Annotated in this window: 26 protein-coding genes and 1 pseudogene; 16 read left to right on the top strand and 11 right to left on the bottom strand. The window is 72.6% G+C overall.

The window, feature by feature from the left end; translation table 11 throughout:
• Positions 1-167 precede the first annotated feature (167 nt).
• Positions 168-896, top strand: a complete 729-nt coding sequence (locus ABD339_RS19080; protein WP_344567579.1) for a lysophospholipid acyltransferase family protein — start codon at positions 168-170, stop codon at positions 894-896.
• 100 nt (positions 897-996) lie between these two features.
• Complete coding sequence (locus ABD339_RS19075; RefSeq protein WP_344567578.1) at positions 997-2,052, top strand: NAD-dependent epimerase/dehydratase family protein; 1,056 nt, start codon at positions 997-999, stop codon at positions 2,050-2,052.
• A 170-nt stretch (positions 2,053-2,222) separates the two neighbouring features.
• On the opposite strand, the gene ABD339_RS19070 is transcribed toward ABD339_RS19075, so the two are convergent.
• From ABD339_RS19070 to ABD339_RS19040, 7 genes are all read right to left on the bottom strand, one after another.
• Positions 2,223-3,869 carry an alpha/beta hydrolase gene (locus tag ABD339_RS19070; protein ID WP_344567577.1) on the bottom strand — a complete coding sequence of 549 codons (1,647 nt, stop codon included), beginning with the start codon at positions 3,867-3,869 and terminating at the stop codon, positions 2,223-2,225.
• A gap of 144 nt (positions 3,870-4,013) precedes the next feature.
• On the bottom strand, positions 4,014-4,886 hold the full coding sequence (locus tag ABD339_RS19065; protein WP_425576028.1) for an urease accessory protein UreD: 873 nt from the start codon (positions 4,884-4,886) through the stop codon (positions 4,014-4,016).
• A complete protein-coding gene (ureG, locus tag ABD339_RS19060) occupies positions 4,883-5,578 on the bottom strand; it encodes an urease accessory protein UreG (protein WP_344567576.1) in 696 nt (231 codons plus the stop codon). Before ureG ends, ABD339_RS19065 begins: the two co-directional genes overlap by 4 nt.
• Before the next feature lie 123 nt (positions 5,579-5,701).
• Positions 5,702-6,367: an urease accessory protein UreF gene (locus tag ABD339_RS19055; RefSeq protein ID WP_344567575.1), complete on the bottom strand. Its 666-nt coding sequence runs from the start codon at positions 6,365-6,367 to the stop codon at positions 5,702-5,704.
• Between the two features lie 123 nt (positions 6,368-6,490).
• Positions 6,491-8,212, bottom strand: coding sequence for an urease subunit alpha (locus tag ABD339_RS19050; RefSeq protein WP_344567574.1), 1,722 nt, complete (start codon positions 8,210-8,212; stop codon positions 6,491-6,493).
• A complete protein-coding gene (locus tag ABD339_RS19045; protein WP_344567573.1) occupies positions 8,205-8,516 on the bottom strand; it encodes an urease subunit beta in 312 nt (103 codons plus the stop codon). The genes ABD339_RS19050 and ABD339_RS19045 overlap by 8 nt, the downstream gene beginning before the upstream one ends.
• A 13-nt stretch (positions 8,517-8,529) precedes the next feature.
• A complete protein-coding gene (locus tag ABD339_RS19040) occupies positions 8,530-8,832 on the bottom strand; it encodes an urease subunit gamma (RefSeq protein WP_344567572.1) in 303 nt (100 codons plus the stop codon).
• A gap of 387 nt (positions 8,833-9,219) precedes the next feature.
• On the opposite strand from ABD339_RS19040, the gene ABD339_RS19035 reads away from it, so the two are divergent.
• On the top strand, positions 9,220-10,212 hold the full coding sequence (locus ABD339_RS19035; protein WP_344567571.1) for a M28 family metallopeptidase: 993 nt from the start codon (positions 9,220-9,222) through the stop codon (positions 10,210-10,212).
• 18 nt (positions 10,213-10,230) lie between these two features.
• On the opposite strand, the gene ABD339_RS19030 is transcribed toward ABD339_RS19035, so the two are convergent.
• On the bottom strand, positions 10,231-10,539 hold the full coding sequence (locus ABD339_RS19030; RefSeq protein WP_344567570.1) for a type II toxin-antitoxin system Phd/YefM family antitoxin: 309 nt from the start codon (positions 10,537-10,539) through the stop codon (positions 10,231-10,233).
• Positions 10,540-10,646: 107 nt separating this feature from the next.
• Between ABD339_RS19030 and ABD339_RS19025 the strand changes: the two genes are divergently transcribed.
• From ABD339_RS19025 to ABD339_RS19015, 3 genes are read left to right on the top strand one after another with little or no spacing between them, the layout of a single operon-like run.
• On the top strand, positions 10,647-11,282 hold the full coding sequence (locus ABD339_RS19025) for an ATP-dependent Clp protease proteolytic subunit (RefSeq protein WP_344567569.1): 636 nt from the start codon (positions 10,647-10,649) through the stop codon (positions 11,280-11,282).
• Between the two features lie 16 nt (positions 11,283-11,298).
• Entirely contained in the window at positions 11,299-11,619 is a 321-nt protein-coding gene (locus ABD339_RS19020) for a hypothetical protein (RefSeq protein WP_344567568.1), read from the top strand.
• A 53-nt stretch (positions 11,620-11,672) separates the two neighbouring features.
• Entirely contained in the window at positions 11,673-12,146 is a 474-nt protein-coding gene (locus ABD339_RS19015) for a DUF6328 family protein (RefSeq protein ID WP_344567567.1), read from the top strand.
• A 28-nt stretch (positions 12,147-12,174) separates the two neighbouring features.
• On the opposite strand, the gene ABD339_RS19010 is transcribed toward ABD339_RS19015, so the two are convergent.
• A complete protein-coding gene (locus tag ABD339_RS19010) occupies positions 12,175-12,606 on the bottom strand; it encodes an ATP-binding protein (protein WP_344567566.1) in 432 nt (143 codons plus the stop codon).
• A gap of 321 nt (positions 12,607-12,927) precedes the next feature.
• Between ABD339_RS19010 and ABD339_RS19005 the strand changes: the two are divergent.
• Positions 12,928-13,167, top strand: a pseudogene (locus ABD339_RS19005) (helix-turn-helix domain-containing protein); the annotation flags it as partial.
• 295 nt (positions 13,168-13,462) lie between these two features.
• On the opposite strand, the gene ABD339_RS19000 reads toward ABD339_RS19005, so the two are convergent.
• A complete protein-coding gene (locus ABD339_RS19000; protein ID WP_344567565.1) occupies positions 13,463-14,614 on the bottom strand; it encodes an 8-amino-7-oxononanoate synthase in 1,152 nt (383 codons plus the stop codon).
• Positions 14,615-14,764: 150 nt separating this feature from the next.
• On the opposite strand from ABD339_RS19000, the gene bioB reads away from it, so the two are divergent.
• The 4 genes from bioB to ABD339_RS18980 all read left to right on the top strand — a co-directional run bounded on the left by bioB (position 14,765) and on the right by ABD339_RS18980 (position 18,978).
• Positions 14,765-15,844, top strand: coding sequence for a biotin synthase BioB (gene bioB, locus ABD339_RS18995; RefSeq protein ID WP_344567564.1), 1,080 nt, complete (start codon positions 14,765-14,767; stop codon positions 15,842-15,844).
• A 49-nt stretch (positions 15,845-15,893) separates the two neighbouring features.
• Positions 15,894-17,186, top strand: coding sequence for an adenosylmethionine--8-amino-7-oxononanoate transaminase (locus tag ABD339_RS18990; RefSeq protein ID WP_344567727.1), 1,293 nt, complete (start codon positions 15,894-15,896; stop codon positions 17,184-17,186).
• A 26-nt stretch (positions 17,187-17,212) separates the two neighbouring features.
• Positions 17,213-18,004 carry a dethiobiotin synthase gene (gene bioD / locus ABD339_RS18985; RefSeq protein WP_344567726.1) on the top strand — a complete coding sequence of 264 codons (792 nt, stop codon included), beginning with the start codon at positions 17,213-17,215 and terminating at the stop codon, positions 18,002-18,004.
• A 305-nt stretch (positions 18,005-18,309) separates the two neighbouring features.
• Positions 18,310-18,978, top strand: a complete 669-nt coding sequence (locus tag ABD339_RS18980; RefSeq protein WP_344567563.1) for a class I SAM-dependent methyltransferase — start codon at positions 18,310-18,312, stop codon at positions 18,976-18,978.
• A gap of 30 nt (positions 18,979-19,008) precedes the next feature.
• Here ABD339_RS18980 and ABD339_RS18975 read toward each other — a convergent pair whose 3' ends face one another.
• Positions 19,009-20,352 carry an MFS transporter gene (locus tag ABD339_RS18975; RefSeq protein ID WP_344567562.1) on the bottom strand — a complete coding sequence of 448 codons (1,344 nt, stop codon included), beginning with the start codon at positions 20,350-20,352 and terminating at the stop codon, positions 19,009-19,011.
• A 169-nt stretch (positions 20,353-20,521) separates the two neighbouring features.
• On the opposite strand from ABD339_RS18975, the gene ABD339_RS18970 reads away from it, so the two are divergent.
• The 5 genes from ABD339_RS18970 to ABD339_RS18950 all read left to right on the top strand — a co-directional run bounded on the left by ABD339_RS18970 (position 20,522) and on the right by ABD339_RS18950 (position 25,546).
• A complete protein-coding gene (locus ABD339_RS18970; RefSeq protein ID WP_344567561.1) occupies positions 20,522-21,409 on the top strand; it encodes a TIGR03621 family F420-dependent LLM class oxidoreductase in 888 nt (295 codons plus the stop codon).
• Positions 21,410-21,610: 201 nt separating this feature from the next.
• Complete coding sequence (locus ABD339_RS18965; RefSeq protein WP_344567560.1) at positions 21,611-21,958, top strand: GNAT family N-acetyltransferase; 348 nt, start codon at positions 21,611-21,613, stop codon at positions 21,956-21,958.
• A 247-nt stretch (positions 21,959-22,205) separates the two neighbouring features.
• Complete coding sequence (locus ABD339_RS18960; RefSeq protein ID WP_344567559.1) at positions 22,206-23,666, top strand: hemolysin family protein; 1,461 nt, start codon at positions 22,206-22,208, stop codon at positions 23,664-23,666.
• The gene (locus ABD339_RS18955) at positions 23,663-24,673 is read left to right on the top strand and encodes a hemolysin family protein (RefSeq protein WP_344567558.1); all 1,011 of its coding nucleotides are present in this window, start codon (positions 23,663-23,665) and stop codon (positions 24,671-24,673) included. The genes ABD339_RS18960 and ABD339_RS18955 overlap by 4 nt, the downstream gene beginning before the upstream one ends.
• Before the next feature lie 69 nt (positions 24,674-24,742).
• Positions 24,743-25,546 carry an SGNH/GDSL hydrolase family protein gene (locus tag ABD339_RS18950; protein ID WP_344567557.1) on the top strand — a complete coding sequence of 268 codons (804 nt, stop codon included), beginning with the start codon at positions 24,743-24,745 and terminating at the stop codon, positions 25,544-25,546.
• Positions 25,547-25,558 lie beyond the last annotated feature (12 nt).

Below are 25,558 nucleotides of genomic sequence, written 5' to 3'. Positions count from 1 at the left end.
GCTCCCGCGTGCCTCAACCGCACCTTGGGCAACGGCTCGGGACCGAGTGTCCGCGGGCGACTCGCAGGCGGACCGGCGTGCACTTACCCTGAGGGCTTCTCGCATGTCGTGTGACCTGCCATGACGCCCCACCTTGTGGGGATCGCGCTACCGTGAGGAGTGACCCCGTGTTCTACTACCTGCTCAAGTACGTGGTGCTGGGGCCGCTGTTGCGACTGGCGTTCCGGCCACGTATCGAGGGCCTGGAGAACATCCCCGAAGAGGGTGCGGCGATCGTCGCGGGCAACCACCTCTCCTTCTCCGACCACTTCGTGATGCCGGCGATCCTGCCGCGCCGCATCACCTTTCTTGCCAAGGCGGAGTATTTCACCGGTCCCGGCCTCAAGGGGCGGCTGACCGCGGCGTTCTTCCACAGCGTGGGCCAGATCCCCGTGGACCGCTCCGGCAAGGGCGCGGGGCAGGCCGCCATCGACGAGGGCCTGGGTGTGCTGCGCAAGGGCGAGCTGCTCGGGATCTACCCCGAGGGCACCCGCTCCCACGACGGTCGCCTCTACAAGGGCCGGGTCGGGGTCGCCGCGATGGCGCTCGGCGCGGGGGTGCCGGTGGTGCCGTGCGCGATGGTCGGCACCTTCGAACTCCAGCCGCCCGGACGGAAGGTGCCCCGCATGGGCCGGGTGACCATACGGTTCGGCGAGCCACTGGAGTTCTCCCGGTTCGCGGGACTGGAGAAGGAGCGCACGGTGCTGCGGGCCGTCACCGACGAGATCATCCACGAGATCATGCAGCTGTCCGGCCAGGAATACGTGGACATGTACGCGCCCGAGGCGAAGGCGGCGCAGGCCGAGGAGCGGGCACAGGAGAAGGCCCGTGGCAAGGGCGGGCGGCGTACCGCCTGAAGCCGCCCAGGCCGGGGCTCGGCACCGTCCTCTGTGAGCGTAGTCCTCCCAGGGCGAAACTGCCTGTCCTGCCTGGTCGAAGCTGACCTAGCGTGCGGCTATGACACACGGTTCACGAGCATTGGTGCTGGGAGCTACAGGGCAGATCGGGCGGGCGGCAGTGCGGTCGCTCGCCCGCGACGGGTGGGAGGTGACGGCCGCCTCGCGCACCGGCGGTGGTGATGAGAGCTGGCCCGGAGACGTGCGTACGGCCGCGCTCGACCGGAACGAGGAGGGCGCACTGGCGGCGGAGGTGGGCGACGGCTTCGAGCTGCTGCTGGATGTGACGGCCATGACGCGAGCGCACAGCAGCCAGCTGGCCGGTCTCGCCGACCGGGTCGGGTCGGCCGTCGTCCTCTCCAGCGCCGCGGTGTATGTGGACGAGCGCGGGCGCGGCTTCGGCACGCAGAGCGAACCGGACGGCTATCCGCGCTACCCGGTACCGGTCACCGAGTCGCAGCCGACGGTGGAGCCGGACGATCGTCCCGGCGCCCGGAAGGTGCTCCTCGAACAGGAGTTGCTGGCGCTGGGCACGCGGATGCCCGTCACCGTGCTGCGCCCCGCCGCCGTCTGGGGCCCGCACTGCCGTACCCCGCGCGAGCTGTACTTCGTCAAACGGTGGCTGGACGGGCGACGGGTGCGGGTGCTCGCGCACCGGGGCGAGAGCCGCTTCCACCCGGCGCACGTGGAGAACATCGCCGAACTGGTGCGGCTCGCAGCGCGGCAGCCCGGCTCGCGGATCCTGAACGCCGCCGATCCCGAGCCCCCCACCGTCTCGGCGATGGCGGAGGCGCTGGATGCGGTGCTGGGCTGGGAGTGCGAGACGGTGCTGCTGGAGGGGTCGCCCCCGCAGGGGGAGCCGACCGTGGGCCGCACCCCGTGGTCGCTGCCGCATCCGATGGTGCTCGATATGAGCGCGGCGGAGCGGGAGTTGGGATACCGCGCCGTCATCACGTACGAGGAGGCCCTGCCGGAGACGGCCACCTGGCTGGCCGGTCGGACCCGCGGGCGGGACTGGCGCGAGGCATTCCCCGAGATGGCCGCCGCCTACGATCCCATGGGCGACCTGTTCGACTACGGGGCGGAGGACCGCTGGCTGGCCGGACGCGGGGCCTGAGGGTCCGCGCGGCGCGGCGGACGGCGGCAGTACGGCTAGCGGCGGACGGCGGCACACGCACGAGGGGCGGACCGGGGATTCCGGTCCGCCCCTCGCCGGTCCCGGCCGGCCCCGGCCGGAACGCGGCCTCGGCCCGGCCGGACCTCAGGCGCCCGGCGGTGCCGGTGCGCTCACTTGAGGCCGGCCACGGTTTTCGCCCTGGCGGTGGACTTCTGCGGCTGGGGGGTGGCGTGCGGGCCGCAGGTGATGTCCTTGGAGTCGATGGTGCCCTTGAGGAGGTAGGCGTCGACCCGCTTGTTGATGCAGTCGTTCTTCAGGTTGGTGATGCCGTGGGAGCCCGCGTCCTTCTCGGTGATCAGACGGGAGCCCTTGAGGCGCTTGTGCAGTTCCACGCCGCCGGGGTACGGGGTGGCGGCGTCCCGCGTGGCCTGGATCAGCAGTACGGGGTGCGCGGTCTTCGCGCGCACGTCGGTGGCCTTGTGCTGCTTGAGCGGCCAGACGGCGCAGGGGTAGTTCATCCAGGCGTTGGACCAGGTGAGGAAGGGGTACTTCTCGTGCAGCCTGGTGTTGTCGCGGTCCCAGGTCTTCCAGTCGCGCGGCCACTGGGCGTCGTTGCACTCGACGGCGGTGTAGACGGCGTTGCTGTTCTCGCTGCTCTTGTTGCCCGCCACGTCCGACATGTCCGGGCCAGCGCTCTCGATCAGCGGCTTCTCGTCGCCCTTGAGGTAGGCCGACCACACCGAGGCGACCGAGGCCCAGGCGGAGTCGTAGTAGGGCGCGCTCTGGAAGAAGTTGAGCAGCTCGGAGGGGCCGACGACGCCCCCGATCGGGTCCTTCTTGGCAGTGGCGCGCAGCTCACGCCACTTGGCCTCGATCTTGTCGGGGGTGGCGCCGATACCGTAGACGTCGTCGTGCTCGGCCACCCACTTCTTCCAGTCCTCCCAGCGGGTCTGGAAGGCGATGTCCTGGTCGAGGTTGACGTCGTACCAGATCTTCTTCGGCGAGGGGTTGACCACGCTGTCGGTGATCATCCGGCGGACGTGGCCGGGGAACAGCTCGGCATAGACGGCGCCCATGTAGGTGCCGTAGGAGACGCCGAGGAAGTTCAGCTTCTTGTCGCCGAGTGCCGCGCGGATCACATCGAGGTCGCGGGCCGCGTTGGGCGTCGTCATCTGGGCCAGCAGGGCGCCGCTGCGCTCCTTGCAGCCGTCCGCGTACTCCTTGGCGAGCTTGCGCTGGGCCTTCTTGTCAGCCTCGCTGTCGGGCACCGGGTCGGCCTTGGGCGCCTTGACCCACTCCTGCGGGTCGGCACACGAGATCGGTGCGGAGTGGCCGACGCCACGCGGGTCGAAGCCGACGAAGTCGTAGGCGGTGGCGGCCTTGGCCCACAGGGGGTTCTTGTCGGGTATCCGCTTGGGGAAGGCCATGCCCGAGCCGCCGGGGCCGCCGGGGTTGTAGACGAGGGAGCCTTGGCGCTCGTCCTTGCCGCCGGTGCTGCGCGCCCGGTCTACAGCGATCTTGATGGTTTTGCCGCCGGGCTTGGCGTAGTCGAGCGGGACGGTGACCCAGCCGCACTGGACGGGAGCCTTGATGTTCCAGTCCGCGGGGCAGTCCTTCCAGTCGATGCCCGCGCGCGCCGCGCGGGCGGCGGCCTTCTGCACGCCGCGCGCCTCGGCGGAACCGGCCCGCTTGGCGGAAGCGTCCCGCGAGTCCGTGCCGCCGTCCGCGAACGCGGACGGGACGGCTATGAGACCCGCGGTGAGGGCTCCGGCGGCGATGGTGCCGGCTGCGGCTGCGGCCGCCTTCCGTCTGTTCACGATTCCCCCCTCTGTCCTGTGTCTGACCTCGGTCCGCCAGTGCCGAACGCCGCGCATGCGGCGGCGGTGGGCCGGTGACCACGGTGGTGTCACGAGGATCTTTGTCCCAAGCCCTCCGTAAGGGACAGGGCCGAGGGGCGTTCTTTACCAAGACGTAAAGGTGTACGACTGGTCGAGCACGCGTCTGAGCTGGAGCGCGTCCGGCGCCACGGCGCTGATGAGAATCGCCGGGCCCGCCAGCGGTGTCAGTACGGCGGTGGGGCCCAGCACCTTCGGTTCCGTGGGGAGCCGGCCCGGCTCCGGATCGACGATCAGGAGCTGGCCCACGGCGCGGTTGCCGCCCAGTACGGCGCCGCCGTCCCAGCCGGGCGCGCCGGGCCCGTAGTCGAGCTGCTGGTCGAGCAGCGGGCGGCCCGCGCGGCGCACGGTGAGCCGGCTGCTGAGGCGGCCCGGCTCCTCGCCCGTACGCCCGAGCACCTGCTCGTCGCGCAGCACCAGCCGGGCACCGGGCGCCAGCTCCACGCCGAGGGTCTGGCGCAGGTCGCTGCCCTGGGCGGAGATCAGCTGTTCGGGCAGCCAGTGCGCCTCTCCCCCGTCGCCGACGCTCAGCCGTACGTCGTAGCAGGCGGGTTCGCGGGTGCGGCCCGGCAGCGCGATGGTGGCGGCGCTGCCGTCGAGCCGCAGCGCGGCACCCGCCTCGACGCTCGCCTCGACGGTGAGCCGGTCGCCGCCCAGGGGCGCGCTCATGGCTCCGACGAGAGTGACCCGGGCGCGGGCGGGGTCGGCCGAGCGGGTGCGCCGCAGGGCGAACGGGGCCTCGCCGCTGAGCACCGGCAGCGAGGTGCCGCCCCGGCCGTCGGGCACGGCCCGCACCCGTGCGTGCGCGCGCACGCCGGCCGGGCCGGTGCCGGGTCCCGGACCGGTGACGGGATCGAGGGCGGGGAAAGGGCCGGGAGGTGCGACGGCGGCGGGGACGCCTGTCCGCCCGGGGGTTTCGGTGAGTGCCACGGATGTCATGCCGGCCGCGCGGCCGGGGCGGCCCAGTCGGCGAGTTGGGCGCGCACCCAGTCGGCCGCGGTCTCCACGCCCGGGTCGGTGCGCAGCGACTGGAGGATGACGGGAAGCTCGCCGCGCTGCTTCTTGGCGTCGCGGGCCATCGCCTCCAGGTCGGAGCCGACGTAGGGGGCCAGGTCGGTCTTGTTGATCACGAGCAGGTCGGCGGTGCTGACGCCGGGGCCGCCCTTGCGCGGGATGTCGTCGCCGCCCGCGACGTCGATGACGAAGACCTGCGCGTCGGTCAGCCCCTTGGAGAAGGTGGCGGTCAGGTTGTCCCCGCCGGACTCCACGAGGACCAGGTCGAGCGGGCCGACTGCCTCTTCGAGGTCCTCGACGGCCTCCAGGTTCGCGGAGATGTCGTCGCGGATCGCGGTGTGCGGGCAGGCGCCGGTCTCCACGGCCGTGATCCGCTCGGGCGGCAGCACGGCCTCCCGCAGCAGAAAGGCGGCGTCCTCACGGGTGTAGATGTCGTTGGTGACGACGGCGAGCGAGTACGTGTCGCGCAGGGCGCGGCACAAGGCGGCCACCGTCGCGGTCTTGCCCGAGCCGACGGGCCCGCCGAGGCCGATCCGCAGCGCGCGGCGGCTGCCGTCCGGAAGCGTCTTGGCGGCGCTGTGGCGCTCGGGGTAGGTGGTGCCGTGGTCGAGGTGCATGGTTCCTCCGGGGTGGTGCTGTGTGGTGCGGGTGTTGGTGCTGTGGTCCGGAGCGGCCGGCAGGGGTGGCGCGGGGAGGTGCGTCGATGCGGCCCGCGCCTGGCCGGGAGGCGGGGAGGCGGGTCAGGAGGCGAAGAGGCGTACGTCCCAGGCCGCGTGCTGCTCGGCGGTGATGTCGAGCAGCGGCGCCGAGGCGGCGGGCAGCCCGGCGATGTCCCCCTGGGCGGCTTCGGCTGCCCTGTGTGCCACCTCGTCCGTCGCGGGAGCGAGGCGGGCGAGGACGGCGGTGGCGTCGAACGGGTCGAGGCTCAGCAGCCGTACGGCCGCCGTCGCCGGTCCGCTCACGCTCTCGTAGGCCGCCGCGTAGGCCGCGTCCAGGGGTCCGAGCCCCGCCGAGCGCGCGGCCAGGCCCAGCACGACGGGCTGGTGCGCGCCCTTGGGCAGGGCGGCGGCCAGCGCGTCGAGTTCGGCTCCCGGCCAGGTGGCGCGGGCCGCGCGCATCATCTGCCGGCCCAACCTGCGGGCCGTGCGGCGGAGCGCGGGTGAGGGGGTGCGCGCGTCGGCGGCCTCGTCGAGCGCGAGCGGGTCGTGCCCGGCGGCGGCAGCGGCGGCCAGGGCCGCCGCCGTCAGGCCCGTCGTGTGCAGCCGGCCGGTGCAGAACCGCTCCAGCCCGGCGGCGCCTTGGACACGGCCGGCCTTCACCGCTGCTTCGGCCCCTCCCGAGTGGGCGTGTCCACCGGCCGGGAACCGGCCGTCGGCGAGCAGCAGCAAGGCTGCGGCACCGCTCATGTGGGAGTCCTCCTGACTTCGTTCCGGCACGACGGGGGGCGCGATGCGGTGCCCGGCGGTGACATCGCGCCCGCGTCGGCAGTGCTCCCCGGCGTCGCGCCGCCGCGCGGGGGGGGGATTCGCTCAGAACAGGAAGTAGCGCTGAGCCATGGGCAGTTCGGTGGCCGGAGCCGGTTCGATCTGCGTCCCGTCGACCGTGACGGTGAAGGTGTCGGGGTTCACCCGTACATCTGGGCGGGCGTCGTTCTCCCGCATGTCGGCCTTGGTGACGGGCCGGGTGTCGCGGATGGCGACGAACCGCTTGGTGAGGGCCAGCCGTTCGGGCAGGCCGTCATCGAGCGCGTTCGGTGTCACGAAGTTGACCGAGTTGGAGCCGGGCGCGCGCCCCTTCGCCCCGAACATCGGGCGGGGCAGCACCGGCTGCGGGGTGGGGATGGAGGCGTTGGCGTCGCCGATCTGCGCGTAGGCGATCTGCCCGCCCTTGATGACGGTCAGCGGCTTGACGCCGAAGAACGCGGGGTCCCACAGCACGAGGTCGGCGAGCTTGCCGGGCTCCACGGAGCCGATCTCGTCGTCCATGCCCTGCGCGACGGCCGGGTTGATCGTGTATTTGGCGACATAGCGACGCGCCCGCAGATTGTCGGCCTGCCCGTCGCCCGCGAGCGCGCCGTAGCGCTCCTTCATCACGTGCGCGGTCTGCCAGGTGCGCAGGACCACTTCCCCGATCCGGCCCATGGCCTGCGAGTCGGAGGAGATGATCGAGATGGCGCCTAGGTCGTGCAGGACGTCCTCGGCCGCGATGGTGCCGGGCCTGATGCGGGATTCCGCGAAGGCGAGATCTTCCGGCACGGCGGGGTTGAGATGGTGGCAGACCATCAGCATGTCGAGGTGTTCCTCGATCGTGTTGACGGTGTGGGGCCGCGTCGGGTTGGTGGAGGAGGGAAGGACGTTCGGCTCGCCGACGACGGTGATGATGTCGGGCGCGTGCCCGCCGCCCGCGCCCTCGGTGTGGTACGCGTGGATGCCGCGTCCGGCGATCGCGGCGAGGGTGTCGCCGACGAACCCGGCCTCGTTGAGGGTGTCGGTGTGGATGGCGACCTGGGCACCGGTCTCGTCGCAGACCGACAGACAGGCGTCGATGGCGGCCGGGGTGGCGCCCCAGTCCTCGTGGATCTTGAACCCGACGGCGCCCCCGCGCAGTTGGGCGAACATCGCGTCGCGCGAGACGGTATTGCCCTTGCCGAGCAGGCCGACGTTGACCGGCAGCCCTTCCATGCCCTCCAGGGTGCGGGCGGTGTGCCAGGCGCCGGGGGTGACGGTCGTGGCCTTGGAGCCCTCGGCGGGCCCGGTGCCGCCGCCGACGAGGGTGGTGATGCCCGAGGCGAGGGCCTCGTCGACGATCTGCGGGCAGATGAAGTGGACGTGTGCGTCGATGGCGCCGGCGGTGAGGATCTTGCCGTTGCCCGCGATGATCTCCGTCTCGGGGCCGATCACCAGATCGGGGTGTACGCCGTCCATGGTGTCGGGGTTGCCGGCCTTGCCGAGCGCGGTGACGCGGCCGTCACGGATACCGATGTCGGCCTTGACGACGCCCCAGTGGTCGAGGACGAGCGCACCGGTGATGACCGTGTCGGGGGCGCCTTCCGCACGGGTGGTCAGGGCCTGGCCCATGGACTCGCGGATGACCTTGCCCCCGCCGAAGACGGCCTCGTCGCCGGAGCGGCCGGGCCCGCCGGACAGATCGCGCTCGATCTCGACGACGAGCGAGGTGTCGGCGAGCCGGATGCGGTCGCCGGCGGTGGGGCCGAACAGGTCGGCGTAGGCGGCGCGGGAGAGCTCAAGCATCGAGGGGGCCTCCTGTGGCCGAGCGGAGTCCGGCGACCACGCGCCTGCCGCTGATGGGTACGAGGGCGACATCGACGGGGATACCGGGCTCGAAGCGCACGGCGGTGCCCGCTGCGATGTCGAGGCGCTTGCCGCGTGCGGCCTCGCGGTCGAACTCCAAGCCCGGGTTGGCCTCGGCGAAGTGGTAGTGGGAACCGACCTGGACGGGCCGGTCGGCGGCGTTGAGGACGGTCAGCCGGGTCACTTCGGCGCCCTCGTTGACGGGCACGGGCTCCTCGGCGTAGAGGATCTCTCCGGGAATCATGGCGTCCTCCTCGTCAGGCTATGGGCTCGTGGACGGTGACGAGCTTGGTGCCGTCAGGGAAGGTGGCCTCGACCTGGACGTCGTGGATCATCTCGGGGATCCCGTCCATGACGTCGCCGCGGGTGAGGACCGTGCGTCCGGAATTCATCAGCTCCGCGACGCTGCGCCCGTCACGCGCGCCCTCCAGGACGTGCACGGTGATCAGCGCGATGGCCTCGGGGTGGTTGAGGCGCAGCCCCCGGTCCTTGCGCCGCTGCGCCACGTCGGCCGCCACGTGAATGAGCAGCCGCTCCTGCTCGTGCGGGGTCAATTGCATACTCTCCACCTCACGTCGTCGCGCCGGGGCCGGGACTGCCCACTTCACTCGCGGCGACACACACGCCAGGTAGATGTATCACACACGTGAAACGGGTGCCCCAACTGCCCCGGAGGCTGCTGGTGCCCCAACTGCCTCGGAGGTCGAGGTCGCGCCGATTCAGCGGGGTAAATCCCCCGAGGCGGACTCCCCGGCCACCTCGCCACCGACCCGGCCCGCCCCGGCCGTCGCCCCCGCGGGATACCTCTCCGCCCGACGTAACCCGCTGTCCATTACCTGCTCTTGACGGGGCATCACCACGGCACCAGTCTCATGTCCGCGTCACATGATTCCGCCGCTCCGGGCGACCCCTCACCCACCCCCCCCATTTCAGCATCGGAGCCCACAGTGATACGCAGACATCAGCCGATACGCAGGCACCTGTCGGTACACGGACACCAGCGCCGCGCGGCCCTGGCCGCCTCGGTGAGCGCGGTACTCGCCCTCACCCTCCTCTCCGCCAGCGGGGCGCAGGCCAGTCCGGACCGTACCGGCGCGGCGGCCGAGGCCCCGGACATATCCGTGGCCGACGTCCAGCAGGACCTCAAGGACCTCCAGGTGCTCGCCGCGGCCAACGGCGGCAACCGGGCACACGGCAGGCCCGGGTACCGTGCCTCGCTCGACTACCTGAAGAAGAAACTGGACACGGCCGGTTTCACGACCAGCATCCAGAGCTTCACCAGCGGCGGCACCACCGGCTACAACCTGATCGCCGACTGGCCCAAGGGCGGCACCGGCAGCACCGTGATGACCGGGGCGCACCTGGACTCGGTGCGCTCCGGCCCCGGGATCAACGACAACGGTTCCGGGTCGGCCGGGATCCTGGAGACCGCGCTGGCCGTCGCCAAGGCGGACCTCGCCCCGGCCAGGCATCTGCGCTTCGCCTGGTGGGGCGCCGAGGAGCAGGGCATGGTCGGCTCCCGGAACTACGTCAACAGCCTCCCCCAGAGCGAGTTGGGGAAGATCGACGCGTATCTGAACTTCGACATGATCGGCTCACCGAACGCGGGTCACTTCGTCTACAACGACGACGCGTCCATCGAGGCCGTCTTCAAGGATTGGTTCGCCGCCAAGGGCGTGGCGACGGAGCCCTCCACGGAGACGGCCGGGCGAAGCGACCACGCCTCGTTCAAGGACGCGGGCGTCACCGTCGGCGGCAGCTTCACCGGGGCCGGGGCCATCAAGACCCAGGCGCAGGCGCGCAAGTGGGGCGGCACGGCGGGCAGGGCGTACGACCAGTGCTACCACTCGGCATGCGACACCACCACGAACATCGACGCGAAGGCGCTCGACCTGCACAGTGACGCGGTCGCCCACGCCGTCTGGCAGCTCAGCTCCTGAGTCACCGCCCCGAGGGGCTCAGCTCTCCCGGCCCGGCCGCCGGTCACCCGCGGCCGGGCCGTGGTGTTCCGCGGCGATGCCGAAACGCCGCCGCTCCCGTTCGCCCGCAGCGGAGCCCCGCTCGCGGAAGCCGGAGACGGTGCTGATGACCTCCTCCTGTTCCCGCTCCTCCTGAGCGTCGAGTCGCTCCAGGTCAGCGGCGGATACGAGCCCCACGAGCGGCTTGCCGTGCCGGGTGACCACGACGCGCTCACCGCCGTAGACGACGCGGTTGATCAGGTCGGCCAGTTCGGCCCGGGCTTGCGTCACCGGAATCTCGTAAGCCATGCTCCCCAGCATACGTTCCGTACGTCCTGTACATTTTTTACTGACGTGCGGCTCAGTCGCGAGCGCTCAAGGCGTCGCGGCACCCGAGACTGTGGAGAGCGATACCGATGCGGAATCAGCCGACAGCCCGCTACGTTCTGCCCGAGTTCACCGAGCGCACGAGCAGTGGCCTGCGCACGATGGACCCGTATTCCAAGCTCATGGCGGAGCGGATCGTCTTCCTGGGCACCCAGATCGACGACACGTCCGCCAACGATGTGATGGCGCAGTTCATCCACCTCGAACACAGCGCACCCGACCAGGACATCTCGCTGTACATCAACTCCCCCGGCGGCTCCTTCACCGCGATGACCGCGATCTACGACACGATGCGGTTCATCAGCTGCGACGTGGAGACGGTCTGCCTGGGGCAGGCGGCCTCGGCCGCCTCGGTGCTGCTGGCCGCCGGGGCCCCGGGCAAGCGGCTGGCGCTGCCGGGCGCACGCGTGCTCATCCACCAGCCCTCGATCCACGAGCCGGTACAGGGGCAGGCCGACGACCTGGAGATCCAGGCCCGGGAAATGCTGCGCACCCGCGAACTGCTGGAGGAGCTGTACGAACGGCACACCGGACAGCCCAGGAACAAGGTCAGCGCGGACATCGAGCGCGACAAGATCTTCGACGCCGAACAGGCCCTCGCCTACGGGCTGATCGACCGGATCACCACCAGCCGCAAGCCCGGCGCGGCCACCTCGCGGGTCTGAGGCGGGGGCGATCCGGATGATGCCGCCCGAACTGCCGCCGCTGCCCGCGCTGACACGTGCCGAATGCGAGGTGGTGGACGCCTACTTGGACGTGATCGACCTGCTGGCCAGGATCAACCCGGCGCGCGGGCACGACACATACCGGGGACTTCGCGCCGCTCAGGGGCTGGTCGGCAAGGCGGCCGTGCTGCGGGACGCGCTGACCTTGATGCACGAGCGGGGCGAGAGCCAGGTGCACGCACCCACCCTCGCGCGGGCCCTGCGCGTCCTGGACGGGGAGCGGCGGGCCGCGCTCGTGGGGCTGCCGGAGGCCGGGCCGGGAGACAAGACCCGCTGAACGGCGGGGCGTACGCGGGGAGTGGGCCGGGGCCGACGGGCTACCCGTCCGGCATGGACGACACCCGGAACGAGACGCCGCTGGAGCGCGCCGATCGCAACTTCGCCGAGCTGCTCCAGGAGTTGCGCGTGCTCCAGACAGGCGTGCAGATCCTCTTCGCCTTTCTGCTGACCCTCGCCTTCACCCCCCGCTTCCCCTCGCTGGATTCGGTGCAGCGCGGAATCTATGTGGTGACGCTGCTTCTCGCGGTCTGCGCCGCGATGCTGCTGATCGCCCCCGCGGCCGTGCACCGGGTGCTGTTCGGACGCGGCGTCAAGCGGCTGATCGTGGAGGTTTCGGCGCGGCTGGCCGGGTGCGGGATGAGCCTGCTCGCGCTGGCGTTCACCGGCTCCGTGCTGCTGATCGGCGACGTCGTGGTGGGGCGGGCCGCCGGGTTCGCCGTGGCGGGCGGGGTGCTGGCGGGGTGCGTGGGGCTGTGGGCCGCGATGCCGTGGCGGCTGCGCAGACGCTCGGCGCGCCGCTGGTGAGCCGGGCCTGGCCGGAGCGGGCCGTTGGTCAACCCAGGGGGACGGGGATCCAGGGCAGGGTGACCCGGACCGTCTTGCCGCCGTCGCGGACGGGCGTGATGGCCAGCCTGCCGCCTGCCTCGGAGGTGAGGGCGCCGATGATGAGGAGGCCGCGGCCGTTGTCCTGCCGTACGCCCGCGGGGAGCCGCTGCGGGGCGCGCGGATCGCTGTCGGTCACGCCGAGGCTCAGCTGTTCGACGCCCTCGCGGCGCAGCTCCACGGTGAAGGTCGGGGACTGGCCCCTGGTGTGCTGCACGGCGTTGGTCGCCAGCTCCGAGACGATCAGGCGCAGGGATTCCACCGTTTCGGCGCCGTCGCCGACGCCCCACTCGTGGAGTACGTCGGTGACGTATCTGCGTGCCGCTGTGACCGAGGCGGGCGCGCTCGGCAGGGTGATGGTCGCTTCCTGGTGGTCTGCCATGGCCAGGCCATCCCTTTCCCGCCGGGGCCGGTGCTCCGTCGCGCGGCGGCAAGCTGCTTGAGGAGACGGAGGGCCCGGATCGCCGCTGCGCGACAGAGTGCCATCCCCCGTGCCGCCGCGCGCGCGAACCCGGCGTTGTGCATATATCTGTCGCTCGAAGCGGTGAACTCGGCGGGGCAAGCGCACATTGGGACACCGAAAGCCCGGTTCCGTTCCGATGCGGGGGCCGGGGGTGGTAACCGTGCGGGGCGGTCGGGAGCCGGAGGCAGCCACTGGGCCGGGGACGGACGGGGAGCGGAGGGGGCAGCGGAGGGCGGGGCGATGCGACACGCTCCTGCGGTGCGGCGCAAGAAGCTGGGGGCCGAGCTGCGGAGGCTGCGGAACAGCGCCGGGGTGACGAGCCGGGAGGCGGCCTTACTCGTGGGCTGGCACCAGTCGAAGGTGAGCAGGATCGAGACGGGCCGCAGCGGCATCAAGCTCCAGGACCTCTCGCGGCTCCTGGCCGCGTACGGCGTCACGGATCCGGAGCTGTGCGCGCTGCTGACCGCACTGGCCGGCGCCGACGCGCTCGCCACGGATCTTGGCCCCGGGCCTGGTCCGAGCCCCGCGTCCGGCGGGCGGCGGGCCGGGAGTGCGGGAGGTGTGCGGCGGAAGGTTCGACGGGGGGCGGCCGGAAGAGGCCAACGGGGGCAGCCGGCGAGGTTCAACAGGCGACCGGGGAACGGCAGAACGCGAACCAGCACGGCACGACGCGGCACAACGGACACAAGGCAGCACGCACACCCCGGTACAAAGCAGCACGGCGCAGCACGGCACAGCCCCGCACAGCGCGGCATCGCACGAACCCCGCACAGGTTCAACGGGCGGCCGGCGCGGTGGCGATCACCGTGCCGGCCGCCTTCGCGAGCGCGTTCACGGTCAGATCGCCGCGCGCCGTCAGCCGCAGCCGGGAGATGCCGTCGGGCACCGAGGGCGGCCGGAAGCAGCCCACCCGCACCCCGGCGGCCCGGCAGTCGGCGGCCCAGCGCACGGCCGCCTCCGGCGAGGGCGCCCGCACCGAGACGACGGCGGCGTCCGGGCGCGTGGCCTCCAGACCGGCAGCCCTCAGCCGCTCGTAGAGCGCGGTCGCCGCCGCGCGGACATGCCCGGCCCGTTCCGGCTCGCGGCGCAGCAGCCGCAGGGCCGCCAGCGCGCCTCCGACAGCCGCGGGCGCCAGGCCGGTATCGAAGATGAACGTGCGCGCGGTATTGACCAGATGGGCGATCACCGGCGCCGGCCCGAGCACGGCACCGCCCTGGCTGCCCAGGGACTTGGAGAGGGTGACGGTGGCGACCGTGCCCGGCGTCCCCGCGAGACCGGCCGCGTGCACGGCGCCCCGGCCGCCCTCGCCGGCCACGCCGAGTCCGTGCGCGTCATCGACGAGCAGCCCGGCGCCCGCACCCCGGCACACCCCGGCGAGCGCCGTGAGCGGTGCCGCGTCCCCGTCCACGGAGAAGACCGAGTCGGTGACGGCGAGCGCCGGCCCGGTCCCCCGGTGGCCGTCGAGGGCCTTGGCCACGGATTCCGGGTCGGCGTGCGCGGCGACGGCAGTGGGGGCGCGGGAGAGGCGGCAGCCGTCGATGAGGGAGGCGTGGTTGTACGCGTCCGAGACGATCAGCCCGTCATGCGCGGTGAGCGCGGTGACGGCGGCGAGGTTGGCGGCGTACCCGGAAGACAGCACGAGGGCCGCCTCGAAACCGCAGAACTCCGCCAGTTCCGCCTCCAGCCGGGCGTGCAGTGCGGTGGAGCCGGTCACCAGCCGCGAGCCGCTCGCGCCCGCGCCCCAGCGCATGGCGGCTTCGGCGGCAGCCGAGGTGACCTCGGGGTGCCGGGTGAGGCCGAGGTAGTCGTTCCCGGCCAGGTCGAGCAGTCCGCAGGTGGCGGCGCGGGGCAGCACGGTGCGCAACAGGCCGGCGGCGCGACGGGTTTCGAGCGCCGTCACGGTCCACGCGAAGGGGTCCTGGGGCATGGCTGCTCTCTTCACTTTGTTTGTGGGCAGTGCATAGAAGCTAACGTCCCATACCCGGGCGTGATGTACGCCAACATCCACATCTCGCTCCAGTGGCCTTGTAGGCTTCCTCCATTACCCCGCACGGTGCCATGGGCAAGGATCGTGTCCATGGACGACCTGTTGAAGACGCTGGTGGACAAGGGGCTGCGGCGCGAGACGCCGACGCGGGAAGAGGCGCTGGCCGTACTGCGCACCTGTGACGACGAACTGCTCGATGTGGTCGCGGCGGCGGGGCGGGTGCGCCGTCGGTGGTTCGGCCGGCGCGTGAAGCTGAACTATCTGGTCAACCTCAAGTCCGGGCTGTGCCCCGAGGACTGCTCGTACTGCTCGCAGCGGCTCGGCGCGGACACCGGGATCCTCACCTACACCTGGCTCAAGCCCCAGCAGGCCGCCGATGCCGCCTCCGCCGGGGTGCGGGGCGGGGCGAAGCGCGTGTGCGTGGTGGCCAGCGGACGCGGCCCGACCGACCGCGATGTGGCCCGGGTCTCGGAGACGATCTCCGCCATCAAGGAGAGCAACGAGGGGGTGGAGGTCTGCGCCTGCCTCGGGCTGCTCAAGGAGGGGCAGGCCGGGCGGCTGCGGGAGGCGGGCGCCGACGCCTACAACCACAACCTCAACACCTCGCAGGCGGCATACGGCGACATCTGCACCACCCACGAGTACGCGGACCGGGTGGAGACCGTGGAGCGGGCGCGGGAGGCGGGCCTCTCGCCCTGCTCGGGGCTGATCGCGGGGATGGGCGAGAGCGACGAGGACCTGGTCGATGTGGTGCTGGCGCTGCGTGAGCTGGACGCGGACTCGGTGCCGGTCAACTTCCTGATCCCGTTCGAGGGCACCCCGCTGGGCCAGGAGTGGAACCTGACGCCGCATCAGGCGCTGCGCATCCTGGCGATGGTGCGGTTCCTGTGCCCGGACATCGAGGTGCGGCTCGCGGGCGGACGCGAGGTGCATCTGCGCTCGCTCCAGCCACTGGCCCTGCACCTGGCCAACTCCATGTTCCTGGGCGACTACCTCACCAGCGAGGGCCAGGCGGGCCAGGCCGACCTGGACATGATCGCCGATGCCGGCTTCGTCGTCGAAGGCGCCGGGGAGGCCACACTTCCGGCACACCGGCGCCAGGAGCGGGCCCACGAGCGAGTCGCCGTACGCCTGCGCGGTGCGGGAACGGAGCTGCCGCCGAATGCCTGAGCACACCCTGGCACCGTCACCCGGACGGCATCCGGGCACGGAGGCGGGCATGGAGCCGGACGCCGTGCTGGCGCTGGACCGGCGGCACGTGTGGCACCCGTACGGGCCGATGCCCGGGACGCTCGAGCCGCTGGTGGTGGAGTCGGCCCAGGGGGTGCGACTGCGGCTGGCGCGGCCCGCGTTCGGGCAGCGGGAACTGGTGGACGGCATGTCCTCGTGGTGGTCGGCCGTCCACGGCTACAACCACCCCGTGCTCAACGAGGCGGCACGCGAGCAGCTCGGCCGGATGAGCCATGTGATGTTCGGCGGGCTCACCCACGAGCCCGCCGTGCGGCTGGCCGCCACCTTGGCCGAGATCTCCCCCGGCGGCCTTGAGCATGTGTTCCTCTCGGACTCGGGTTCGGTCGCGGTCGAGGTCGCCGTCAAGATGTGCCTGCAGCACTGGCGTTCGCTGGGGCGGCCCGAGAAGCGGCGGCTGCTGACGTGGCGCGGCGGCTACCACGGCGACACCTGGCACCCGATGTCCGTGTGCGACCCGGACGGCGGCATGCACCACCTGTGGTCGGGCGCCCTGCCCGTCCAGGTGTTCGCGCAGGCACCGCCCGCGGGCTTCGACGCCGGACCGGACCCGGACTACCTCCGGGAGCTGGATGAGCTGATCGGCCGGCACGCGCACGAGCTGGCCGCCGTCATCGTCGAGCCCGTGGTGCAGGGTGCCGGCGGGATGCGGTTCCACTCCCCCGCCTATGTGCGGGCGCTGCGCGAGGCGTGCGACGCGCACGATGTGCTGCTGGTGCTGGACGAGATCGCCACCGGATTCGGGCGCACCGGCTCGCTGTTCGCCGCCGGGCACGCCGGGACCGCCCCGGATGTGATGTGCGTGGGCAAGGCGCTGACCGGCGGCTATGTGTCGATGGCGGCGACGTTGTGCACGCCACGCGTGGCGGAGGGGATCGCGCGCGGCAGCGTGCCCGTGCTGGCGCACGGGCCGACCTTCATGGGCAACCCGCTGGCCGCGTCCTTGGCCAACGCCTCGATCGGCCTGCTGCTCTCCCAGGACTGGCGGTCCGAGGTCGAGCGGGTCGGCAGCGGCCTGCGCGCCGGCCTGGCCCCGGCCGCCGCGCTGCCCGGAGTGCGGGAGGTGAGCGTGCTGGGCGCGATCGGTGTCCTGCGCCTCGACCACGAGGTGGACATGACGGCCGCCACTCGCGCCGCCGTGGAGACCGGCGTGTGGCTGCGGCCCTTCCGCGACACGGTGTACGCGATGCCGCCGTACATCACCCCGGACGAGGATGTCGCACGGATCGCCGCCGCCCTGTGCGCGGCGGCAAGGGAAGGATGAGGCCGGGCATGACGTGGACGGCCGGAATGCCTGAAGTGCCGGGGGGTGAAGGAGTGCGCGGGGTGCTCGTCGTGTCGGGGACGGGAACGGGGATCGGCAAGACGGTGGTCACGGCAGCCGTGGCGGCCTGCGCGCTGCGGACCGGCCGTTCGGTGGCGGTCCTCAAGCCGGCCCAGACCGGCGTCGGCGCGGACGAGCCCGGCGACGTGGCCCGGGTACGGCAACTGACCGGGGCCGACAGCCTCCCGGGGCTGCCCGGCCCCTGGGTCACCGGCACGGAACTGGCCCGGTACCCCGATCCGTTGGCGCCCGCGACGGCGGCGGAGCGCTCCGGCAGGCCCGCTGTGCGGCCCGGACAGATCGCGGAGGCGGCCGAGAAGCTCGCCGTGACACACGACCTGGTGCTGGTCGAGGGCGCGGGCGGCCTCCTGGTGCGGTTCGACGCGGCGGGCGCCACGCTGGCGGACGCCGCCCGTCTGCTGGCGGCACCCGTGCTCGTGGTCACCGAGCCGGGGCTGGGCACGCTCAACGTCACCGAGCTCACGGCAGAGGCACTGCGGACCCGGCGCATCGACTGCGCCGGACTGGTGATCGGCAGGATGCCGGCCAGGCCGGACCTGGCGACGCGCTGCAACCTCACCGATCTGCCGAGGACTTCGGGGCTCCCGGTGGTGGGCACGGTCCCGGACGGCGCCGGCGCTCTGGGACCCGAGGACTTCCGTTCGGCCGCCCCGGGCTGGCTGGCAACGGAGCTGGGCGGCGTATGGCGGGCCCCGCGGGAGCGAGCGCACTCCCCGGCGGACGGCTCCCGGGCCTGACGGACACCGTAGGCGGGTCCGCCGTCCGCCAGTCACCAGACACCAGTCATCGGCTCAGCGGCGACCGCCCGGCGGCCCTGCGGCCCTGCGGCCCTGCGGCCCGGGGTCACCGTGCGCCGGTCCGAGGCCCCTCGCCCGACGGTCCGTGGGCCACCGCGTACCGGTCCGAGGGCCGCCGCACGATAATCCGTACGGCGGAAGCGCACCCGTGGGAGCTTGGCCCGGGCGCGGGTGCGCGGCAGGCTGGCGGGGATACGCGCCCGCCCGTGGTCACAGGCGGGCCACCCCACGCAGAAGGAGAGGCCATGCCCGCCAAGTCCGGGATCCCGCCGCGCGATGCCGTACGGCATCCGCTGTTCGCACGCTGCTACGCCCGGCTGAGCGTGTTCAATGACGAGCGCGGCGGAGTGGCAGCGCACCGGGACGCGCTGCTGGCAGGGCTTTCCGGCCGGGTGATCGAGATCGGCGCAGGGAACGGGCTCAACTTCGCGCGCTATCCGGAGACGGTCTGCGAGGTGGTGGCGGTCGAACCGGAGCGCCACATGCGGCAGTTGGCGGCGGAGGCCGCGCTGCGGGCGAAAGTGCCGGTGGACCTGCTGCCGGGCACGGCCGAGGAACTGCCGATGGCGGACTCCTCGTTCGACGCCGCGGTGGTCTCCCTGGTGCTGTGCTCGCTGCGGGATGTGCCGCGCGCGCTCGCCGAGCTGCGCAGGGTCCTGCGGCCGGGCGGTGAACTGCGCTTCTTCGAGCACGGGGTGGCCGAGGGGCGCCCCGGAATGGCGGCGGTGCAGCGGCTGGTGGACAAGACGGTGTGGCCCCGGCTGTTCGGCGGCTGCCACACGGGGCGCGATCCGCTGGCGGACATCACCGAAGCGGGCTTCGCGGCGCCCGACTTCACCCGGGTGCTGGTCCCCGAACAGGGCCCGGCCCTGCCGCACTCCTTCCACGTACTGGGCAGCGCCCGCAGCCACTGAGCAGCCCGTGCCGGATCGGGCGACGGGCGCTCAGACCTTGTAGCGGCGCAACGCTGGTACCAAGGCCAGGGCCAGCGTCAGCAGGACGACGAGCACGCCACCGCCCGCGATGGCCGTGCGCGGTCCCAGGGCGGCCCCGATGGATCCGTGCAGCGCGTCCGCCAGGCGCGGGCCTCCGGCGACCACGACCGTGAAGACACCCTGGAGCCGGCCGCGCATCGCGTCGGTCGCGGCCGACAGCAAAATGGCCTGGCGGAAGACCATGGAGACCATGTCGGCCACCCCCGCGGCGACGAGGAAGGCCAGCGCCGGCCACAGGGCGGCGCTGAGGCCGAACCCGGTGATGGACACGCCCCAGGCCGCGACCGCGCACAGCACCATGAGGCCGTGCCGTCGCGCGTGGGAGAACGTGCCGGACATCAGCCCGCCCAGCACAGCCCCGACCGGGATGGCGGCGAACAGCAGCCCGAGTGCGAACCCCGTACCCCAGGGGGCGAACGTCTCCGAGGCGAGCTGCGGGAACAGGGCCCGGGGCATGCCGAAGACCATGGCGATGACGTCCGCCACGAACGACAGCAGCAGCACCTTGTGCCGCGACAAGTAGCGGAACCCCGCCGCGATCTCGCGCCATCCCGAGCGTGGCCGGCCGGATGTGGTGTCGGCCCCGGGCCCGGTCAGCGGGGGCAGGGCGGGCAGCCGCCAGTCGGCCCACACGGCGGCGCACAGGGCCACCGAGTCGAGGAGGTACAGCTCGGCCAGGCCGATCAGCGGGATCAGCGCACCGGCCAGCAGCGGCCCGACGAGCATGCCCGTCTGCGAGACGGTCGAGCCCAGCGCGTTGGCGGCGGGCACCTCCCCCGCGGGGACCAGGCGGGGTATGGAGGCGGTGCGTGTGGGCGAGCCCAGCCCGAAGAACGCCTGTTGCACCGCGAGCAGCACCATCAGCACCGGCACCGAGTCCAGCCCGGCCAGGGCCTGGGCCCACAGCAGCACCGAGGTGACGGCGAGACCGGTGTCGGTGATCAGCAGCAGCCTGCGCCGGTCCATCCGGTCGGCGACTGCGCCGCCCCAGACCGCGAAGACGATCAGCGGCAACAGCCCGGCGAGACCCGCGTAGCCGACCCACGCCGAGGAGCCGGTGATGTCGTAGACCTGCTTGGGCACGGCGACGGCGGTCAGCTGGCTGCCCACCGAGGTGGCGATGGTCGAGCACCACATACGGCGATAGGCCGGCCGCCGCAGCGGGCGGGTGTCCATCGACCAGCGGCGCCACCTGCCCGGCGTCCGCTCACGTCCGCGCTCGCGCGGGTCTTCGGGCGCCGCGCGCTGCGGTGGGACGGTGCTGTCGTCGGGCCTGCTCTTCCTGGTGTCCACGGCTGTCCTGGGGTGGCGGCGGGTCGGGGTGCGGGTGCTCCCTGGTCACAGGAGATCACGCCCCTGTGACACAGCCACCCGGAGCACGGGCGGTGGCCCGCGGTCTGCCGGAGGGGCCTGGTGCTGGCTAGTCTGCGGAGCAACTGCCGTGGGACAACAGGAGGCTCGTATGCCACGCCCGTTCCGCTTCGCCGTCAACATGATCGGTTTCGCCGACGGCCGGCACTTCCGCGACCGCTGCCGCCTCGCCGAGCAGCGGGGCTACGACGCGATCCTGGTTCCCGATCACCTGGGCATGCCCGCTCCCTTCCCGGCGCTGGTCGCCGCCGCGCAGGTGACCGAACGGGCAAGGCTGGGCACCTTCGTGCTCAACGCGGGCTTCTGGAACCCCGCGCTGCTGGCCCGTGAGGCGGCCACCTGCGACCAGCTCACCGGCGGGCGGCTCGAACTGGGCCTGGGCGCGGGCTATATGAAGGACGAGCACGACGCGGCGGGGCTGCCGTTCGCCTCCCCCGGCGGCCGGGTGGCCCACCTGGAGCACACCGTCGTGGAGGTCAGGCGGCTGCTGGCCGACCCCGGGCAGGAGCCCGGGCCGCTCCAGGAGAAGGTGCCGGTCGTCCTCGGCGGCAACGGCGGGCGGGTGCTGCGCCTGGCGGCCCGGGAAGCCGACATCATGGCCTTCACCGGCGCCCGGCAGGCCCCCGGGAAACCCGAGGGGACGCTGGAGCTGATCTCCCCTTCGGAGCTTGAGCGGCGCACTTCCGCGTTCCGCGACCTGGCGGCCGAGGAGGGCCGCACCGTCGAACTCAACTACCTCGTCCAACTGGTCGCCGACGCCCCGGACCGGCGCGCGAAGGCGGGGGAACTCGCCCCGTACGCGCCGGACCTGAGCGAACGGGAACTGCTGGAGCATCCGGCGCTGCTGCTGGGCTCGCCCAAGGAGATGGCCGAGCAGCTGCGTGCGCACCGCGAGCGCTTCGGGCTGTCCTACTTCACCGTGCTGGACAAGAACCTGGAGGCGTTCGCTCCGGTGATCGAGGAGCTGGCGGGCGGTTGACGGGCCGGGCCCTCCCCCGCCCGCCAGATGAAACGCGCTGGTCACAGGCGCGCCGACCGTGTTGGGACGCGGCCATGAGTGAGCTTCGGATACGGCCCGCGGAGGAGGCGGACATCGACGGGGTGCCGACTTTCTGGAGCCGGGCGGCCTTTCTGGAGCCGGGCGGCGGAGAGGACGAGCGTCAGCGCCGACCGGAAGGGGGTGGCCCGGCTGATCGCGCGCGATCCGCATGCGCTGCTCTTGGCGGAACGTGCGGGGCGGATGGTGGGCACCGTGATCGTCGGCTTTGGGGGTACCTCCCGGACGAAGTCCAAGGGAGGGTGGCGGTGCTCGCTCCACCGGCTGGCGGTGCTGCCCGCGGAGCGCCACCGGGGCATCGCGCGGGCGCTGCCGGCGGCGGCCGAGGAGCGGTTCGCGGCGCTGGGCGGCCGGCGCGGTGACGCGATGGCGCTGGACCACGACGAGCGGGCGCACCGGATCCGGGAGGCGGCGGGCCACGCTCCCCGGCCGGAGTGGAGCCGCTGGGTCAAACCTGTGGCCAACACCTGACGGCGGCTCTCCCGGGGCCGCCGGGGGGCGCACGGGGCACAAGAGCGCACAAGCGCCGGGAACAAGCGGTGTGCCCTGGCCGTTTACGATGAACCACCCCGCGCCGGACCTGCCAGAGCAGGCCCGGCGCCGTCATCGGAACCGAAAGGTGTGAGCGTCCGCCCATGGGCGACCCTCCTAGTATCAGCCCCCGACACCGCGCGTGCTCGCGCTCCCTGCCCGATCATGGTGGGGAGGTGAAGGACCGATGACGGAAGTGCTCCTGCTGCTGGTGTCGCTGCTGCTCGCGCTGGCCTGTGGCGCGTTCGTCGCGGCGGAGTTCTCCTTGACCACGGTCGAGCGCAGCGAGTTGGAGCGGGCCGAGCAGCGCGGCGAGCGCGGTGCGCGCAGCGCGCTGGCGGCCGTACGCTCTCTCACCTTCCAGCTCTCCGGCGCGCAGCTGGGCATCACCGTCACCAATCTGGTCGTCGGCATGCTCGCCGAGCCGTCCATCTCGCGGCTGATCGCCGGACCGCTGCGTGCCGTCGGGGTGCCGTCCTCGGCCTCCACCACCGTCGCACTGGTGCTCGGCACGGCGCTGTCCACCGTGGTGCTGATGGTCGTGGGCGAGCTGGTGCCCAAGAACTGGGCGATCTCCAAGCCGCTCCCGGTGGCCAAGGCCGTGGCGACGCCGCAGCGCGTCTTCTCCGCGGCCTTCCGCCCGCTGATCCGCCACCTGAACAACACCGCCAACCGGATCCTGCTGCGGATGGGACTGGAGCCCACCGAGGAGCTGGCCTCGGCCCGCTCGCCGCAGGAGCTGGTGGCGCTGGCGCGGCACTCGGCGAAGGAGGGCGCGCTGGAGGAGGACACCGCGGACTTGTTCGTGCGCACCTTGCACCTGGCCGAGCTGACCGCGGAGAACGTGATGACCCCGCGCGTCCAGGTCACCTCGCTGGAGGTACAGGCCACGGCGGAGGATGTGGCGAACGCGACCCGCGCCACCGGCCTGTCCCGCTTCCCGGTCTACCGGGGCAGCCTGGACACGGTCGTCGGCATCGTCCGGATCAAGGACGTGCTGGCGGTCCCCGCCGACGAGCGGCGGCTGCGGCCGGTGACGGATCTGATGCGCGAGGCGCTGCTGGTGCCCGAGTCGTTGACCGTGGACCGGCTGCTGGACCAGCTCTCGGGCGGGGACCGCAGCATCGCGGTCGTCATCGACGAGTACGGCGGCACGGCGGGTGTCGTCACCCTGGAAGACATCATCGAGGAGGTCGTCGGCGAGGTCCGCGACGAGCACGACCCGCTGGAGACGCCGGACCTGGCACCGGCGGGCGAGGACGCGCGAGGCAGGCGGCGCTACGACGCCGACGGCGCCGCGCGCACCGACCAGCTGGAAGCCATCGGCCTGCGCGCGCCCGAGGGCCCCTACGAGACGCTCGCCGGGCTGATCGCCACCGAGCTGGGCCGTATCCCGGCCGAGGGCGACACGCTGGATGTCGCGGGCTGGCGGATCGAGGTGGCCGACGCGAGCGGCAGAAGAGCGGCCCACGTGCTGCTCACCGGCCCGGCGCCGGGGGACGACCCCGCTGAGGACGGGCCCGCGGCCGAGGGCACCAGAAGCGCCAGGGGCGCGAGCGAGGTCGGGGACTCCGGCCACGCCGGGGACGAGGGCGCAGGGCACGCAGGGCACGCAGGGCACGCAGACAACAGGGAGGCGCGCCGATGACCGCGGTACAGCTCTTGATCGGGCTGCTGACCCTGGTGGTCAACGCCTTCTTCGTCGGCGCCGAGTTCGCGCTCATCTCGGTGCGGCGCGCGCAGGTCGAGCCGCTCGCGGAGGCCGGTGACAAGCGGGCCCGCAAGGTGCTGTGGGGCCTGGAGCACGTGGCGGCGCTGCTGGCGGCGGCACAGCTGGGCATCACACTGTGCACGCTGGTGCTGGGTGTGGTCGCCGAGCCGGCGATCGCGCACCTGCTGGAGCCGGTCTTCCACGCGCTGAGCGTGCCCGAGGGCGCCATCCACCCCATCTCGTTCGTGATCGCGCTGGCGGTCTCGACGTACCTGCACATGCTGCTGGGCGAGATGGTGCCCAAGAACATCGCGCTGGCCGGCCCCGAGCGGGCGGCGCTGGTGCTGGGCCCGCCGCTGGTGGCGCTCACCCGGGCCCTGCGTCCGGTGATCTTCTCGATCAACGCGGTGGCGAACGCGCTGCTGAAGCTGTTGCGGGTCGAGCCCAAGAACGAGGTCGAGGCCGCGTTCTCGGACGACGATCTGGCACAGATGGTGGCCGACTCCAGCGAGGCCGGGCTGCTGGACGACCGCTCGACCGAGCGGCTGCGGGACGCGCTGGAGCTGGGCAGACGCCCGGTGGGCGATGTGGCGCAGCCGCTGGAGAAACTGGTCACGGCCCGCTGGGGGGCCACCCCGGAGAGCCTGGAGCGGCTGTCGGCCGACTCGGGCTACTCCCGCTTCCCCGTCGTGGACGACGACGGTCGGGTGCTGGGCTATCTCCACGTCAAGGACGCGCTGGACGCCTCACCGCGCGAGCAGCCCTTCCCGGTCACCGCGATGCGGCCGATCGCCCGGGTGCGCGCCTCGCTGCCCCTGGACGATGTACTGGGCGCGATGCGCTCCAGCGGCACGCACCTGGCGGCGGTGACCGGCGCCGACGGCCGGGCCACGGGCGTGGTGACCATGGAGGATGTGTTGCGGGAGTTGGTCGGCCAGACCTGATCCGCGCTCGTGTTCCCGTGCCCGGGGCGGCCATCGGCCGTTCCGGGCACAGGGCTATTCTGGTGTTTCGTGACCAGCGCAGCTTCCACCGGACCCATCCGTTCCTTCGTCGCTTTGGGTGACTCGTTCACCGAGGGGATGTCGGATCTCCTCCCCGACGGCGTCTACCGCGGCTGGGCCGACCTGCTGGCGGCCCGCCTGGCGGCCCGTCTGCCGACCTCGGAGCCGGATTTCCGCTACGCGAACCTCGCCGTGCGCGGCAAGCTCATCGGGCAGATCGTCCAGGACCAGGTCGCGCCCGCTGCCGCGATGGGTGCCGACCTGGTGACGCTGGTCGGCGGCCTCAACGACGTGCTGCGGCCCAACTGCGACACCCGGCGGGTGTGCGCGCTGCTGGAGGAGGCCGCGGGCAAGCTCGCGCCGTCGGCCGGGACACTCGTCCTGATGCGCAGCCCGGGGCGCAACGGCCCGGTGCTGGAGCGCTACCGGCCGCGGATGGAACAGCTCTTCGACTTCATCGACGAGTTGGCCGAGCGGCATGGCGCCCTCGTCGTCGACCTGTACGCCTCCGAGGCGCTGAGCGACCCGAGGATGTGGGCGGACGACCGGCTGCATCTGACCGACGAGGGGCACCGCAGGGTCGCCGAGGCGGTCTGGCAGCGACTGGGACTGCCGGCGGAAGCGGACTGGAACGCGCCGCTCCCGCCGTCCGAGCCGCCGTCCTGGGCGGCCAGGCGGGCGGCGGACGCGCGCTTCGCCAGGACCCATCTGCTGCCCTGGATAGGCCGTCGGCTCACGGGCCGGTCCACGGGGGACGGGCGGGCCTGCAAGCGGCCCGAGCTGGCCCCGCTGGCCTGCGGCGACACCCCTTAGCGCGGCCCCGTA

The sequence above is a fragment of the Streptomyces axinellae genome, from assembly GCF_039532135.1.
In the GTDB taxonomy this organism is placed as follows: Bacteria; Actinomycetota; Actinomycetes; order Streptomycetales; family Streptomycetaceae; genus Streptomyces; species Streptomyces axinellae.
Note: the sequence above shows the minus strand (reverse complement) of the source record. Positions and strands in the feature narration are given on the sequence as shown.

Excerpts from the sequence above, each read along its gene's own strand:
- ABD339_RS19075 (WP_344567578.1), top strand. The coding sequence starts at position 997 with ATGACACACGGTTCACGAGCATTGGTGCTGGGAGCTACAGGGCAGATC.
- ABD339_RS19065 (WP_425576028.1), bottom strand. The coding sequence starts at position 4,886 with ATGACATCCGTGGCACTCACCGAAACCCCCGGGCGGACAGGCGTCCCC.
- ureG (WP_344567576.1), bottom strand. The coding sequence starts at position 5,578 with ATGCACCTCGACCACGGCACCACCTACCCCGAGCGCCACAGCGCCGCC.
- ABD339_RS19055 (WP_344567575.1), bottom strand. The coding sequence starts at position 6,367 with ATGAGCGGTGCCGCAGCCTTGCTGCTGCTCGCCGACGGCCGGTTCCCG.
- ABD339_RS19050 (WP_344567574.1), bottom strand. The coding sequence starts at position 8,212 with ATGCTTGAGCTCTCCCGCGCCGCCTACGCCGACCTGTTCGGCCCCACC.
- ABD339_RS19045 (WP_344567573.1), bottom strand. The coding sequence starts at position 8,516 with ATGATTCCCGGAGAGATCCTCTACGCCGAGGAGCCCGTGCCCGTCAAC.
- ABD339_RS19040 (WP_344567572.1), bottom strand. The coding sequence starts at position 8,832 with ATGCAATTGACCCCGCACGAGCAGGAGCGGCTGCTCATTCACGTGGCG.
- ABD339_RS19030 (WP_344567570.1), bottom strand. The coding sequence starts at position 10,539 with ATGGCTTACGAGATTCCGGTGACGCAAGCCCGGGCCGAACTGGCCGAC.
- ABD339_RS19025 (WP_344567569.1), top strand. The coding sequence starts at position 10,647 with ATGCGGAATCAGCCGACAGCCCGCTACGTTCTGCCCGAGTTCACCGAG.
- ABD339_RS19020 (WP_344567568.1), top strand. The coding sequence starts at position 11,299 with ATGATGCCGCCCGAACTGCCGCCGCTGCCCGCGCTGACACGTGCCGAA.
- ABD339_RS19015 (WP_344567567.1), top strand. The coding sequence starts at position 11,673 with ATGGACGACACCCGGAACGAGACGCCGCTGGAGCGCGCCGATCGCAAC.
- ABD339_RS19010 (WP_344567566.1), bottom strand. The coding sequence starts at position 12,606 with ATGGCAGACCACCAGGAAGCGACCATCACCCTGCCGAGCGCGCCCGCC.
- ABD339_RS19000 (WP_344567565.1), bottom strand. The coding sequence starts at position 14,614 with ATGCCCCAGGACCCCTTCGCGTGGACCGTGACGGCGCTCGAAACCCGT.
- bioB (WP_344567564.1), top strand. The coding sequence starts at position 14,765 with ATGGACGACCTGTTGAAGACGCTGGTGGACAAGGGGCTGCGGCGCGAG.
- ABD339_RS18990 (WP_344567727.1), top strand. The coding sequence starts at position 15,894 with ATGGAGCCGGACGCCGTGCTGGCGCTGGACCGGCGGCACGTGTGGCAC.
- bioD (WP_344567726.1), top strand. The coding sequence starts at position 17,213 with ATGCCTGAAGTGCCGGGGGGTGAAGGAGTGCGCGGGGTGCTCGTCGTG.
- ABD339_RS18980 (WP_344567563.1), top strand. The coding sequence starts at position 18,310 with ATGCCCGCCAAGTCCGGGATCCCGCCGCGCGATGCCGTACGGCATCCG.
- ABD339_RS18970 (WP_344567561.1), top strand. The coding sequence starts at position 20,522 with ATGCCACGCCCGTTCCGCTTCGCCGTCAACATGATCGGTTTCGCCGAC.
- ABD339_RS18960 (WP_344567559.1), top strand. The coding sequence starts at position 22,206 with ATGACGGAAGTGCTCCTGCTGCTGGTGTCGCTGCTGCTCGCGCTGGCC.
- ABD339_RS18955 (WP_344567558.1), top strand. The coding sequence starts at position 23,663 with ATGACCGCGGTACAGCTCTTGATCGGGCTGCTGACCCTGGTGGTCAAC.